The organism is Apilactobacillus pseudapinorum, assembly GCF_040369555.1.
Classification (GTDB): domain Bacteria; phylum Bacillota; class Bacilli; order Lactobacillales; family Lactobacillaceae; genus Apilactobacillus.
In genome coordinates, this window is record NZ_BAABVU010000039.1 from 1 (window position 1) to 14,853 (window position 14,853).

The 14,853-nt window shown below is 29.7% G+C and carries 11 protein-coding genes; 1 reads left to right on the forward strand and 10 read right to left on the reverse strand.

Going from position 1 to position 14,853, the window contains the following annotated elements:
- A partial coding sequence (locus ABWU86_RS06560; RefSeq protein WP_353322098.1) for a glycoside hydrolase family 70 protein occupies positions 1-3,987 on the reverse strand: 3,987 nt, incomplete at its 3' end.
- Between the two features lie 142 nt (positions 3,988-4,129).
- Positions 4,130-5,764 carry a peptide ABC transporter substrate-binding protein gene (locus ABWU86_RS06565; protein ID WP_353322100.1) on the reverse strand — a complete coding sequence of 545 codons (1,635 nt, stop codon included), beginning with the start codon at positions 5,762-5,764 and terminating at the stop codon, positions 4,130-4,132.
- 407 nt (positions 5,765-6,171) lie between these two features.
- Here ABWU86_RS06565 and ABWU86_RS06570 point away from each other — a divergent pair, with 407 nt between their 5' ends.
- Complete coding sequence (locus ABWU86_RS06570; RefSeq protein WP_353322102.1) at positions 6,172-6,525, forward strand: hypothetical protein; 354 nt, start codon at positions 6,172-6,174, stop codon at positions 6,523-6,525.
- Positions 6,526-6,561: 36 nt separating this feature from the next.
- Here ABWU86_RS06570 and ABWU86_RS06575 read toward each other — a convergent pair whose 3' ends face one another.
- The 8 genes from ABWU86_RS06575 to ABWU86_RS06610 form a co-directional block, all read right to left on the reverse strand.
- Complete coding sequence (locus ABWU86_RS06575; RefSeq protein WP_353322104.1) at positions 6,562-6,861, reverse strand: acyltransferase; 300 nt, start codon at positions 6,859-6,861, stop codon at positions 6,562-6,564.
- A 539-nt stretch (positions 6,862-7,400) separates the two neighbouring features.
- On the reverse strand, positions 7,401-8,813 hold the full coding sequence (locus ABWU86_RS06580; RefSeq protein ID WP_353322106.1) for an oligosaccharide flippase family protein: 1,413 nt from the start codon (positions 8,811-8,813) through the stop codon (positions 7,401-7,403).
- A gap of 26 nt (positions 8,814-8,839) precedes the next feature.
- Positions 8,840-10,051 (reverse strand): MFS transporter, encoded by a 1,212-nt coding sequence (locus tag ABWU86_RS06585; RefSeq protein ID WP_353322108.1) that lies wholly within the window; start codon positions 10,049-10,051, stop codon positions 8,840-8,842.
- A gap of 1 nt (position 10,052) precedes the next feature.
- Positions 10,053-11,231 carry a hypothetical protein gene (locus ABWU86_RS06590; RefSeq protein ID WP_353322110.1) on the reverse strand — a complete coding sequence of 393 codons (1,179 nt, stop codon included), beginning with the start codon at positions 11,229-11,231 and terminating at the stop codon, positions 10,053-10,055.
- Complete coding sequence (locus ABWU86_RS06595; protein WP_353322112.1) at positions 11,231-12,115, reverse strand: beta-1,6-N-acetylglucosaminyltransferase; 885 nt, start codon at positions 12,113-12,115, stop codon at positions 11,231-11,233. The genes ABWU86_RS06590 and ABWU86_RS06595 overlap by 1 nt, the downstream gene beginning before the upstream one ends.
- Position 12,116: 1 nt before the next feature.
- A complete protein-coding gene (locus ABWU86_RS06600) occupies positions 12,117-12,986 on the reverse strand; it encodes a hypothetical protein (RefSeq protein WP_353322114.1) in 870 nt (289 codons plus the stop codon).
- Positions 12,987-12,991: 5 nt separating this feature from the next.
- The gene (locus tag ABWU86_RS06605; RefSeq protein WP_353322116.1) at positions 12,992-13,765 is read right to left on the reverse strand and encodes a glycosyltransferase family 2 protein; all 774 of its coding nucleotides are present in this window, start codon (positions 13,763-13,765) and stop codon (positions 12,992-12,994) included.
- Positions 13,762-14,844 carry a glycosyltransferase gene (locus ABWU86_RS06610; protein ID WP_353322118.1) on the reverse strand — a complete coding sequence of 361 codons (1,083 nt, stop codon included), beginning with the start codon at positions 14,842-14,844 and terminating at the stop codon, positions 13,762-13,764. Before ABWU86_RS06610 ends, ABWU86_RS06605 begins: the two co-directional genes overlap by 4 nt.
- Between the last annotated feature and the right edge of the window lie 9 nt (positions 14,845-14,853).

A 14,853-nucleotide genomic window follows, 5' to 3' on the forward strand; every position in this document is an offset into this window, starting at 1 on the left:
GAAATATTGTTCTTGTCCATCAATGGTTTGTAGTCCTGTAACTAGTTGTCCATCAGATCCTGCATAATACGAATTCCCATCGTATAGTACATAATCTGATTTCACTAAATTACCTAACTTAGCATCAAAATACATATTATGTCCATTAATATTTTCGATTATCCCTTTTTGTTGAACACCATTTTCATCGAAGAATTGTTCATTACCATTTATATTTTGTAATCCTGTGACTAATTGTCCATCTGGTCCTGCATAATAAAAGTTATCATTATAAATGATATAACCATCCTTAACTAAATCTCCTTGATCTGAGTTAAAGTATCTTACAACACCGTTATCATTAATGATTTCACCCTTAACTTGGTATCCGTCATCATCATAATAATGTAAAGTATCACCTTGTTTTACAAACCCAACTAATAGAGAACCATCTTTTTGAACATATATTTCTTTACCAATATTATCAAGGTAAATATATCCGTTTCCTTTTGCCATCGCACCATTATTTCCATAATAGTTTAATGAATTATCGGGGTTTCGGATGATTACATTTCGCAAACTAATTCCATTTGATAAGAAATAATAATTTCTACCATCAATGACAGTTGGTGTATTCACAAAATCACCTTCAGAATCTACATAATACCAATTTCCTGAATCATCCTTTAAAAATGTATTAGTGGCAATAGTTCCACTCGTAGTAACATATCTATACTTTCCGTCTTTTTCAATTAATCCATAATTAGATGTCTTGCCTTGAAGTTCATTTGGCAACACGTTACTAACGATATTTGGGTTGCTTGGATTTTGGACCATAAAGTAATTAGAATTATCATCGCTGCCAAGAATATAGTTAGGTCCTCTACCTTGTATATTTGTACCATTTAAATACTTTGCTTCCCACACTTTAATGATGGTACTTGGATCTATTGGTTTTCCAGTTGAGATTTGCTTCATTTCAAACAAATCAGGATACATTTCTTCCAATTTAGATAAAAATGCTCCACCGTACTTATATTGGTAGTCTTTTCCTGAACCTTTCGAGTATGCTTGATAAAGTGTATTTATCATGTCAGTATCTCTGTTTAAAACTCCATTAGAGTCTACTCTAGTTACACTAACCACTTGTTGATTTGGAAGTGCATAGAGCTGATCAGGAACAAAATCTGCTAAAACTTTAACACCTTGAGAATGCAAAGCTTTAATTGCATCAGTCAATTGATCAGCAGTTCCATATTTAGTTGGTGTATTAAATCCTAAATCATATCTGTCGGTAAACGCATATCCATTTTGAACAACTGAATCTAAGAAACTATTATCAGTAGATGATCTGTATTGGGGAGCCATTTCAACGTAGCTAAAGCCTAGGTCCTTAAACTTTTTAGCATTATTTGCAATAACAGCGTTTGTATATTGATCATTTGTTTTTGCAAATGATTGGAAATTAGAAAATGCTTCGAAAATAACATTAGAATCCAATGCATCATTGGAATGGAAAACATTGTTATCTGTTGTGGTTGCACTAGAAGGTGCGGTTCTTACATCCTGATTATCACTTGCTCCAACAGGAACCCACATTGAAAGATATCCAGATACTTGTGGATTGGAATATCCTTTAATTTCATTACTATCAAGGGTTAAATTACCCAAGCTATCTGTATAAATGACTTGATTTGTATCACTATCTTTATCAAATGATTTGGTTCCGTCATCTGTAGAAGTTATTAATTGTCGATATGCTTGTTTTTTATGAGCGGCACCCATATTAATTACAACCTTATCATTAGTTGCCAATTGTAAGTTAGGATCATTACTTGCAACCACAGCTATACCTGAAGTTCTAGTCAATTGATCTCCTGTATCGGTACTGTTTAAAGCTCCTTTTCCATATCTAACTGAAGTTAGTATTTGGTCTTGGTTATTATTAACAGAAACAGTGTTCATTGATTGACCACCAGCAACATATTTTGATCTCGCTTTTAACATAGCTTGAATTGCATCATAATATATAGTCTGATTTGCCATAAATTGACCATTATCTGTGTACATATCACCATAGTAAACTCTTGGAATGGTGTCTTTGTTAGTCAATGTCATAGCATATGCTAAAGGAATATTATATGGTGTATATTCTTTGTTTGTAGAATTTTCATCTTGATTATAGTATTCAAACGCTTTATCTATATTTTCAAGGGTTAATCCACCACTATTGCTCATCTTATCATTTACGATTTTGAAAATTATATCCTGTACACTTGCATCATGAGCTCTAACAATAGAATAATTAGGGATATTTTGATTTTCAGTATTATCATCTTTTCTATCAACAATCCCACTATCTATAAGACTAGATATTTTAGTTCTATCATTGGGATTAGATAATAGAGAATTAAAAATTGCAGTATGGTAATCGGTATCAATGGAAATTTGGCTGTTTTGATGGTCTCTTTGATAAAGCGGATCGTTTTGACTCCAATCTTCTAAAATGGCTAAATGATTATTAGCATTTTCATCACTTTTGTCAGTTTTATATGCATCTTTGAAGTATCCACTAATTATATTTAATACGTCAGCATCAACATTATCAACAGCATCAACTCTAACACCATCAAAATTAGCATTACTATCATTTTTAGTTATACTACCAAAATTCATCATGTAATATAGCCAGTTAAGTGTTTCAGCTTGCACAACTGGATTTGAATTATCTACGTCATCAGCTAAAAGAAATTCTGAACCCGTAAAATCAGTTTTCTTGTACTGAACTTGACCATTTTGTTGTGTTGGATTTCTATTTATCAAACGGTAATCAGAGTTTGTGTCTGTAGTATTTGGGTTATTTCCATATAATAAACTTCCACCTTGAATCCCATCGTTAGAATTGAAATTTTCTCCAGTGATATTCCATTCAGGTTGAGAGTTAACGAAATTAGAGAAAATATTTTTTATTGTTGTGATGTTATTACTATTAGATGCAATTGATTTATCGATATTGGTTCTTACTTCACTAGCAGCTTGGTCCAATTCATCGCTAGTAGAACTATCGCTAAAGCTACCTTGAAGTAGTCCTTGGGAACTCATGTAATTTAAGTAGTTTTGTTCGACTTGTCTGCTTGGCCACCATACACTTATAAGTGGTCGATAATCTGATGGCGTTGATTCTCTGTAAGAACCATCTGAATTTTGTACTTCTTTTGGTCTATACCAAGAATCTGCATTTATGAATCCATCAATATTATCAATGTTACTTCCATCAGCAGAATAAATTGCTATTTTATCATTTGATGAAATGGTGCCGCTACTTAAGTTGGGTTTATCTGTAGTTAATGTCCCATCAGCACCAAAATAATAATAATCACTATTATCTTTGATAATTTCAGACTTAGCATATGAGTTATTATCATTCAAATAATATGTTTTTCCATTAATAACTTTGATATGATCCATCAATACAGAAGATGCATTACTTGCAATAGTGGCATCAAATAAAATTGATGGCTTCGAGTTACTAGAAGATCCACTAGACTGATTTGATGAACTATCAGATGATGAAGACTTATTACTTTCACTACTAGATTGGGCACTAGATTGATTGCTGGATTGAGCACTAGATTGACTGATGGATTGAGCACTTGAATCAGTTGAAACCAAACTGACATTGCTTGAAGCAACAGAATCTGCGCTAGATAATGATGATGCAGATGAATGACTAGAAGACACAGAAGAATATGAAGTCGCTGAATTCACTGCACTTGAAGTTATAGTAGCCGAATTATCTGCTCCTGATGATCTTGATAATTGAACTCTATTAGTTAATACACTCGTATTATTGGAAATTGATGAGCTAGTTTCAGCCTTAACATCAAATGATTGAGTACCTGTAACCTCATATAAAGAAACTATAGTAGTAGCTGTAATTATTCCAGCTATTACCCAATTTTTTCCTGATTTATACATTTTATAGTGTAACTTATTTTGTTCTCTCATAAGAATCACCTTCCTAATAACCACTTTCTTATATTAATATCATCATTGTAACAAAAAAGTGGATATTTTTTAAGTTTTTCTTAAGATTTGTTTAAGTTTTTGTTAAGAAAAAAGAGTTGCCATAATCAGCAACTCTTTTTCTCTATTTTACATATGTGCGAGTGTAGTTCCATTGTGGACCTGCACTGTTATGAATAATATCTTTGATACTGCTTCTTTGTAGGTAGTATGCATGTACTTGGTAAAGTGGTGAAATACCTTGATCATTATTTAGTTCATTGCTTGCAGCTAATAAGTCTTGCCAACGCTTTTCAGCATTGTTTGCATCAACATCCTCAGCCTTGTTGATTAATTGGTTGTACTTGGTGCCATCATATTTACCGAAGTTATATGGTGTATTTTTTTGTGGGATTTGTAAGAAAGTAATTGGATCTTTGAAATCCCCACCCCAAGTTGACAATGCGATGTCAAAGTTACCATTTTGCGTATTAGTACTTACAATCTTACCTGGCAAGTTACTTAGATTTAGTGCGAAGCCAGGAAGAATTGATTCTAATTGTGACTTCAAGAACTGAGTAGCCACAGGTGTGTTAGCATCTTCGTTTTGTGCCAATAGAGTTAGACTAATTTTCTTTAGTCCTAATTCTTTTAATCCTTTTTCGAAGTATTGCTTAGCTAACTTCTTGTTGTATTGTAAGGCATTGTCTTGACCTTGTTGACTAGCGAAATCTTTACCAGTCTTAGGATCATTGGCTAAACCAAATGGCACGAAACCTGTAATCTTTTTAGTCTTAAAGCCTAATAGGTTTTGACTTAGTTGGTCTCTATCGATGGCTAATGAGATTGCCTTTCGAATGTTTAGGTTGTTAATAATACGACGGTTAGTGGCATTTGGATCATTGAAGTTGTAACGCAAGAATGTAGTCATTGCGTATGAGTAATCCTTCATATCCTTATTATCTTTGTAGTTCTTTAGTTGTTCAGTAGATAGTGCTGTCACGTCAATCTTACCTTGATTGTATAGGTTCAAGCTAGTTGTTGGGTTTGCCACAACGGTGTAGTTAACACGGTTTAACTTAACCTTTTTTGCGTCCCAGTAATCTTTGTTCTTTAAGTATGACCATTTGTCGTTGGTACCATTCCAGCCTTCAATCTTAAATGGACCGGAATATACCATGTACTTAGCGTTAGTTCCGTACTTGTCACCGTATTTCTTAACAGTAGCTTCGTCTTGTGGTCCAAATAGTGGATAAGCCATTAAAGTTTTGAAGTAAGCAATTGGCTTAGTTAAATGAATTCTAACAGTACGACTGTTAACTGCTTCAATACCTAATTTATCTGGATTCATCTTACCTAAGTTGATTGCTTCCCCGTTAACAACGCTGTTAAATAAGTATGAATATTGAGCCTTAGTGCTTGGGTCAACAGTACGACGCCATGAGTAAACAAAATCTTGGGCAGTAATTGTTTTACCGTTACTCCATTTAGCATCACGTAAATGGAAAGTCCAAGTCTTACCATCTTTACTGGTTGTTGCTTTGTCTGCTAGGTCTAAACCAGGTTTACCGTTTTTACCTAGTTTGTAAAAACTACTAAATGCGTTCCCAGTAGATCCATATCCTCCCGCTTTAGAAATATCCACTGTATCTAATTGGGAAGTTGCTGCTAAGTTTAAAGTCTGTGTCTTCGCATCGTTGTTGGCAGTATTATTACCACATGCCGCTAAGGTAATCCCCACTAATACTGTCAATGCTGATGTTGCAAGTAATTTCTTCATATCCTCACTCCTAAAAAATTTTTTCAATCAAAAGAAAAAGACCACTGTCTAAGATTAACTAAACAGTTAGCCTCAAACAGTGGTCTCTTATTCGTATGATTCAATTATTATTAATTTCTGTCAAACTATCTCGAATCATACGTTTAAAAAGGTTACCACATTTGTGCTAACGATAGTTTGACAACAACATGAAATTAAAATTACGTTCTTCAAATGGATAACCTTCTTTCTTCGTATTGGATTGAATAATGTAAATATACTATCAAAAATATTAGAAGTCAATTAAAATATTCATTATTTTTTAATGATGGGTAAATTTCAGTGGAAAAATATCTTTATAATTGCCCTTCTGACACATTTAATATATGATTAAAAACAGATGTAATTTATATGAAGGGATTATAATTATGAGAAGTACATTTTCCAAAGTATTATTTGTAATCGTATTACTATTTATCGCGTTCATTGCTGCAATTAGTATTGCAACACATAACAGCAATGTTGATAATACATTAAAAGCCGTAAATCAAACTGTTGCAGTTACTAAAAAGAAACACCATGCTGGTGATTATGAACTAAAACCTAACAAGGTTGAAATTGATCAATATAGCTTCCCAAGACTTGATGCTATTAAGAGTACTAAGTTCAAAAAGGGAGAAAAGATTAAGGCAACTAAGTTGGTTCAAGATCAACAAACTAGTTTCTACCAAATCAATAAAAACACTTACGTCTTATCAACTGACGTAACCGTTGTAAAATAAAAAAGCTTCCGCTTGGGCGGAGGCTTTTTTATTTTTTTATTTGTATTGAATATCATTAATTACATAATTTGATTGACGTTTTACTATTGTATTGGAAGGAATCTTTGAATCTATCACCATACCTGCTCCAATAACAACATTGTCACCTATTTCTGAACCTTTTAATATTGTGGTATTACTTCCAATCCAGCAATTATTACCAATTTTAACTGTCCCATTACTAAAACCTTGATCACTGATATTCTTGTTTTTAAGGTTGAATCGATGATTATGATCATAAATTTTTACATTTTCACCAAAGATTGTATTAGAACCGATTTCAATCCTATTGTTCACATTAATAGAACAATAATTATTAAAAAAACAGTATTCGCCAATTTTTAGGAAGCCATTCTTATCTATCATTAGTTTAAAACTACTTCTCCAAGTTGTTTTTTGTCCAATACTGATTTTTTTTAAATAAATTATTGAGTAAATGAATTTAACCAATATCGCAATCAAATGATAATACGCCTTTATAATAATCATTTTATAACCTCACTAAAAATTATAGTATCAAAGTTTTGGAACTTTCCACTTAATTACAACAAAAGTAATTAAGTGCTCTTCAGATGATTCAATTATTATTAATTTCAGTCAAACTATCTCGAATCATACCTTTAAAATAATTCAACATTTTTGATAACAATAACTTAACAACAAGATGAAATTGACCAACATAGCTTTCCGGAATTAATTAAATTAATAACACTACGTTCAAAAAAGTAAAAGGATTAAAGCAGCTTAGTCGTTCAAAGTCTCTATCTAGCTTATTGAAATCTATAAAAATACTTACGTCTCATCAACTGACATGACAGTTGTATATTCGGATACTGTTATTTCGTTACAATATCACCAATATTTATAATTAATCTAAAATAAAATAAGACAGTAAATATTATTAATACAAGTAAATAGATAATTAAACCAATAAATAAACTAAATGCATTATTTATAAATATAAAAGATATGGAAAGTATAAAAAGATAGCAAAAATTCTTTAAGTATTTTGTAGGCATTTGATTCTTCATGTATATTTCTAAACTAAGATACCAAATCATTAATAATAATACTGATGAAAAAGCAATAATAAAGGAATTTTTACTAATCATAAACAATATATAATATATTCCAAAATCTAATAAAACATTTAAGAAGGAAATATAACAAAATTTTTTTATTCTCTTAAACATTATAAAATCATTAAATAAATAAGATTGAACAATACATGTTATTCCCACTCCTGGGAAAATATATCTTAAATAAGCTAAAGAATGTTCATAACCTGGAATATAATTTATTATAATAATCGATATTGGATAATATGAGAGTAAAATTACAAAGATAATAATTAAAAGATATGATATGTTATCACTGTGATTACGCAAAACAGATTCCTTTCCCATTTTTTTCATATAAGGAAGAGTCACTGACGATATTGCTGCAAATAGTGTTATTAACAACGACGCTAAAGAATAAGAAAAAGCATAATTTCCATATTCTTTAACACTAAAAAACATTGATATAAACTGATTATCTGCATTAATCATAATCATAGTAATCTGATATGAAATCATTACAGTAAATCCTAATTTAAAAAACAATATTATATTTTTCTTCTCACTAAATATAGTTCTTCGTTTGCCAAATACTATAAACCTATATTTAAATAGATAATAAATTAACGCCACAAACATTGAAAAATTTATATAGAAAAGATAGTAAGTAACACTTACGTCATATGATAGAAATTTATACATAATAAACGATAGACTTAGAAAAAAAACTACTATTAGGGATTGCATTCTTGATATCATAGCCAATTCATCGAACTTCATACCACATTTAGAAATAAATTGAAAATATGTTACAAAGTTCATAAGAAATGAAAAAATTGCCACAGAAATAAAAATTTCTTTATACATATTATCGAATAATATTAATGAAATTATCACTAATAATAAGCTTAATAATCCTTCAAATAGAAAAATAAATTTAGTGTACGCCCTAAACTTTTTCACAGAGAAATCGGATATCCTTTTACCAGCATTTCTAATAAATACTCCATCTATGAATCCAATGTGTAGTAACGGAACATATGTTGTATATAGGGTAAAAATTTTATAATAACCATATCCACTTTTACCTAATATTATCGGTGTTATAAAGGATGAAAAAATACTTATAGCTAATGACATAAAATTGCTGATGACTAAATTAATAATATTACGAACCATTTTTTTATCCATCCTATAAGCACCTCCAACAAAATAATTTATTTAACTTTCCTTAGTTCCGGAACTTTCCACTTAACTACAATAAATGTAATGAGAACTACTAATGCACTTACATAAAAGACAACGTTATAATCCCAAATGGAAGAAATGATACTTCCCATTAATGATCCTATACAAATACCAACAGCTTGCGCGCCTTGATTTAAGCTAAAGGCCATCCCTGTCGATTCAGACGGGGTTCCCTTAGCAAGAAGAGTTTGAACAGATGGGAAGATAGCAGCATTTGAAACACCAGTTAAAAATCTAAATACCCCGAAGAATAGTACTGTTGGAGCAAATCCTTGTGGGAAAATAAATAAAATCGCCATTATGAATCCGATAGTAAGAACTTTACCAGTTCCATATTTATCTCCAAAACGACCGAACCATGGTGATACTAAGACCATCCCAATTCCTGGCATAGCAGCAACCAGTCCTGATACCACAGAAATATTACCACTATTACCCATTAATTCTTTTACGTACAATGTAATTAAAGGATTAATAGAGTTGTTCATGATTTGTAGTGCAATGGAAATAATTAAAATCCATACAACAAATCTAGTATTTGGGAATCCTTTAACAATTTTGATAAAGGATTCTTTTTTTGCTTTAAGTTTTGCTGGATCTGGTGCGAAATGTTCTTCCACAAAGAAGTAAGTCAGTAAGAAGAAAGAGAATAATAGTAGTCCAGTAACCATAAATGAAACCCTAATATCCAATATATGAACTAGGAATCCACCAAAGATAGGTCCAACTAAAAATCCACTTGTATATCCAGTGGATAACCAACTAAGAGCATAACCTGTTTTTTCTCTTGGAGTACTAGTTGCTACTAGTGCAATTGAGTTAGGAATAACGCCATCGAAAAATCCTTGAAGACACTTTAGGATTAAAAGTTCCCATACATTAGTACAAAAAGCCATTAAGAATAAAGTGACTGCTGATCCAAATGATGTTTGTAGAACCATTCTTTTTCGACCATGTCGGTCAGCAAATCTACCCCACATTGCAGAAGTAAAGATTACAACAACAAAGGATGAAGCGTATATAATTCCACTCCACAATGCTAATTCACTTTTAGAAAAAGTCCCTAGTTCAGATATATATAGCGGCTGAAATGGAATTACTTCACTAAATGCAATTCCAGTTAAAAAAGTACCAAATAAAAGAATCCACAGATTCTTTTTCCAATATGAATTGTCTTTCATTTTATCCTCCAAGATTTCTTTCTTTTTCCAACTGATTGTTATTTATCATAAAGGAAGCAACAATAGGCATCATTGCATAATAGTCGATTATAGTAGATTCGAAACATCCTTTAACTATTATCGCAATCAGTACAATATAAATTAAGTAAGATTTAATTCTATATGAATTAAATATAGATTTGAAATATATATATATGTATATAGCAGATCCAATCAAACCCATTGAAATCAAATTAAAAGCATACTGATTATCAACCCAAATTGGTCTTCCTTGAGTAAAATCACTTGTATTAAAAATTCCAAATCCATAAATATTGAAAGCTTGATTTTGTAAATATAGTCTATTGGACGTTAATAGGTTTAAGTTATAAAAAAAATCTGAATTTGGATTATATAAAAATACAAATAATAATGAAATACAATATATTAACGCAAAGAAGAGAAAACCAAAGATTGGTTTAGGGGGGGTAATATCATGCTTGATACTTAAAGGTATTAACAAAATTAAAATGAGGACAAAAGCCACTTGAGCACTTCTTGAATCAGCATAAATAAATTCAATGAAAAATCCGCTTAAAAATATAAATAAATATATATATTTATTAAAAGATTTGTATTTTTTATTGTTATCAACATTTATTGAAATATAAAAAAGCAAAGATATTAATAAGTATAAATAATATCCCCCAAAAGTGTTCGGATGATTAAAACCAAACGAGCTCCTCAATTCTTGTCCCCTTAAAACATACACATTATATACACTAGGAATTATATTAAATACAAACATCAATACTAAAGTTATAAGACTAATTAGTCTTATAAAGAAATCAAATTTAATAAATATTGTGAAATTAACAGAATTAGAATTTAATATAAGTAATATCAAGCATATAATCATTAAATTAAGAGACTTTCCAAATACAATCGCAAAAAAAAGTAATATACATATTAAAAGCAGTGATAAGATTCTCTTATGACCACTATTATAGAAAAAAAATAAAAACATTTGAGAAAAAATAAAAAATAAAACACTAGTGTTCCATACTATCTGAATAAAAAAAGGTTTAGACACTAAATTAACACTATTAAAAGCACTGTATACATATAAAACAGCTGCAATCATGAGAACTGTATATGAAAAAAGATATATTTTCTGCTTTAACAAACTGCTTTCAGTCATTATGCATCCCCCTCTTTATTATTATCAAAAAATGTTTCCTGTATAACTTTATAATCATTAACCTTTCTACCGAATGCATACTTTGTATTTACAATACTTTTAAGGCTTTTCACATCTTTCAAACCAAAAACATATGGTTTACCATGACCATTAAGCCAATCAATATATCTAGAAGCCATTTCAGATGATTTAGTCATTCTAAAATCATCTGAATAATAATCATAGTCATTTTCAAAATTTTTAGGCTTAAGTCTAGATAAAATAGTTTGAATATAAAATTCATCTCCGGTGAATGTATTCATAAACATTTTAAAATCTTTAAAATTAAGGACTTCTTCAACATATTTTATTGACATTGAGAACCAATTACATCCCTTTTGAAGACTCTTATGCTTCAATCTATTAATCCTAAGAAACCTATTTACGTACTCTATATTCTTAATAATTAAAAAAAACCTTATCCCGCTTTTTAAATTTAAATATCTTACTGGATAGTAATACTTCGCTCTATTATAAATTTGCGGGTCGATGTAATCCAAAAATCCAATGGAATATTCCCTTTGCCTAAAATATTTTTTAAAATATTCGGGTGTCATTAAGGGCATATCGTTAGATGATATTAGATGAACATAATCATATTTATGACTATTATAAACCTTTTCTAACAATTTCTTTTCTACCGTTGTCTGGGTATCTGTACCCCAAAAAACATTTGATCTATTTTTTATGAAAATAATTTTTGAAAATTTACTTTTGAATAATGGAAGCTCTGATTTTTTATCCCAATGGATAATAAAATCAATATCAGGATCGTCTAAAACGTTTATTGTCTCTTGCGCTACTTTTCCGTTTCCGTATCCCATAATCATTACTGCATGTTTCATTTCAATCTCCTTTAACATCAGAAAAATCTAATTCTTTTAGATTAATATCTCCAATAGAATGAACAAACGCATATTCAGTATTAAATTTACTTTTTAGGAATTCAATATCTTGTTCATTATACTTATAATCTAACTCATCGAACCAGTTAGTCTTTTCTAATTTCAAAAAATTAGATAATCTTGAAGCTTCAGTATATGCTTTCATTAAATTATATCTACTAGAATAAATAGTATAACTTGGATAATCCTCCTTAAATTCAAGTAAAACAGTTTGGGCAAAAAAATTCTTCGGATTAATAGTCCACTTATAACTGGAAATATTTGCATCATTTAATGACTCTACATATTTTCTTGGGAGAGAGAAGTAAGGACATCCTTTTATTACATTGGAATCATTTATTCGATTTATCTTTAGTATATGATTAACCGCCATACATAACTTCACAAATAAAAAAGAAATAAATTTAGATTCATAATTAAAGTTGTTAAAGGGATAATAAAATGATAATGATGTAAGATCTAGAACGTCACTTTTTTCTACAAATCCTAGCTTAATTGGCATATTACTAAAGTATTTTTTAAAATAAAACTTATCCATTAATGGTAAATCATCAGAAGATATTAAGTGAAAATAGTCATAATTATTTTCTAATGCTTTTTTTATAAGAGTCTTTTCCTCTAACAGTTCACAATATGTTTGTGGATTAATCTTTTTATTCCCAACAAAAAACAATCTAGACTTATTGCTCACTAGTGAATCGTTATTATTCCCATAGATAAAAAAATCAATTTCATAATCATCCAGCATTTCTATTGTTTTTTGCAAAACATCGAATCTACCTCTATTAATGACTAGAATAGCTTGCTTCATTTTTTTCATTTCCTTTTAATTCTAATAATTTTTTTTAGCTTATATGGAATCAAAAACTTAATAGCTGTTAAAACATTTAAATATTCATAATATTTTGGAATTCCTAGTTTTTTAATATAGTAATGAACTAATTTTATTTTATTCTTTCTATCTAATAATTTAGTGTTTGTAAACACTTTGCTATAGTCCAATAGAGGCTTTTTAATGTTAGCTCCAAAGTATCCATAACTATACAATCTTAGCCATAACTCATAGTCCTCAACTCTTAGGTGATTAACATCTTCAGAATATCCACCTACTGATTTAATATCTGATGATTTAATCATTATACTTGGATGTACAAATTGGTTTCTCTTAATCAAATCGTATTTACTAGGATACAATGGCAGATTAGTAATTAAACTATAATTATCAAAGACTTCATTTACATTAGAGCCAACAAAACTATATTCTAAGTTATTTTCCAAAAACTCTTTTTGAACCGAAAGCCTATCTGACATTGATATATCATCGTCATCCATTCTAGCTATATACTTTCCTCTACAAACATCCAAGCATCTATTTAATGATTTTTGTAATCCCAAATTAGTGTCGTTTCTCAAAAGGATTACTCTTTTATCCTTATTGGATAATTCCATTAATATATTAAAAGTATCATCGGTAGAACAATCATCACAAATTATAAATTCAAAATCATTGTATGTTTGATTTAAAATCGAATAAACAGATTTTTCTATTTTATCCTCTCTATTATGCGTGGCCATTATTACCGAAATCATTTTATATCTCCTAATAATTTTTCTTCATAAATACTCGTGTATTTTTTTATAAATTCTTTTTCAGAATAATACTTTTCTATATCATGTCTAGCAGCATTTCCCTTTTCTTTTGATCTATCACTGAAGTGTCTAATAACATAGTTAAAATCATCGACATCATTAAACTTATAACCATTGTCATCATTTATCACTTCTGCATTTCCAATAACATTAGTAACAAAACAATTTTTTCTCATAGCCATTGCTTCTAGAAGTGATATGGGTAGTCCTTCCCAACTAGAAGTTAGTACAAAATTAGGATAACACTTAACTTTTGACATTACCTGATCTCTAGGGATCCATCCTAGAATTTCAATATTATTTGAAGTTAATTCAGACCTCATCGGTCCATCGCCGATCCATATAAATTTTTTTGAGGGGTTTTGCAACGCTATACTATTGAATAATTTTGGATTCTTTTGTGCGCTTATCCTTCCGACGGTGTAAAAAACATCATCAGTTTTTTCATCACATTTAAAAGAGTCAATGTAGGATAAATCAACACAGTTATTTACGTACGTGGTATTTGAACCTAGCCTCTTTGATTCATTGTATTCTCCTTTACCGCAAGCTATTGTTGTGGTGTTAAATCTACCTAATACATTTTCTATAATATAGAAAATGTATTTTTGAATTGTTGAAGAATTTTCCATAAGAAAAGAATAACCGTGTGGAGTGTAAAAAAACTTTATATTTTTGTATTTTATGAAGTGAAATATCTTTATAATTCTTCCAATAACACCTGCTTTTGATGAATGTAAATGAACTATATCAGGATTAACTTCATTAATGTACTTCTTTAAAAAAGAAAATGATTTAAAATCTTTTTTTATATTAATTTCCCTACAAAAGCTTTCTATTGGAATCAAATGAATACTCTCATCAAAAAATTTTTGAACGTTATCTGGTGTTTGACTTCTTATGCCATATAAAATATAAATTTCATATTTACCAGATAATTTATTCGATAATAATTGTAAGTATGAAAAAACTCCACCACCGAAAGACTCAACAACATAGAATATTTTCTTTTTTTTCATCTGTAATCC

What these genes read in the sequence shown, in the direction of transcription:
- ABWU86_RS06565 (WP_353322100.1), bottom strand. Translation starts at nt 5,764, where the DNA reads ATGAAGAAATTACTTGCAACATCAGCATTGACAGTATTAGTGGGGATT.
- ABWU86_RS06570 (WP_353322102.1), top strand. Translation starts at nt 6,172, where the DNA reads ATGAGAAGTACATTTTCCAAAGTATTATTTGTAATCGTATTACTATTT.
- ABWU86_RS06580 (WP_353322106.1), bottom strand. Translation starts at nt 8,813, where the DNA reads ATGGATAAAAAAATGGTTCGTAATATTATTAATTTAGTCATCAGCAAT.
- ABWU86_RS06585 (WP_353322108.1), bottom strand. Translation starts at nt 10,051, where the DNA reads ATGAAAGACAATTCATATTGGAAAAAGAATCTGTGGATTCTTTTATTT.
- ABWU86_RS06590 (WP_353322110.1), bottom strand. Translation starts at nt 11,231, where the DNA reads ATGACTGAAAGCAGTTTGTTAAAGCAGAAAATATATCTTTTTTCATAT.
- ABWU86_RS06595 (WP_353322112.1), bottom strand. Translation starts at nt 12,115, where the DNA reads ATGAAACATGCAGTAATGATTATGGGATACGGAAACGGAAAAGTAGCG.
- ABWU86_RS06600 (WP_353322114.1), bottom strand. Translation starts at nt 12,986, where the DNA reads ATGAAGCAAGCTATTCTAGTCATTAATAGAGGTAGATTCGATGTTTTG.
- ABWU86_RS06605 (WP_353322116.1), bottom strand. Translation starts at nt 13,765, where the DNA reads ATGATTTCGGTAATAATGGCCACGCATAATAGAGAGGATAAAATAGAA.
- ABWU86_RS06610 (WP_353322118.1), bottom strand. Translation starts at nt 14,844, where the DNA reads ATGAAAAAAAAGAAAATATTCTATGTTGTTGAGTCTTTCGGTGGTGGA.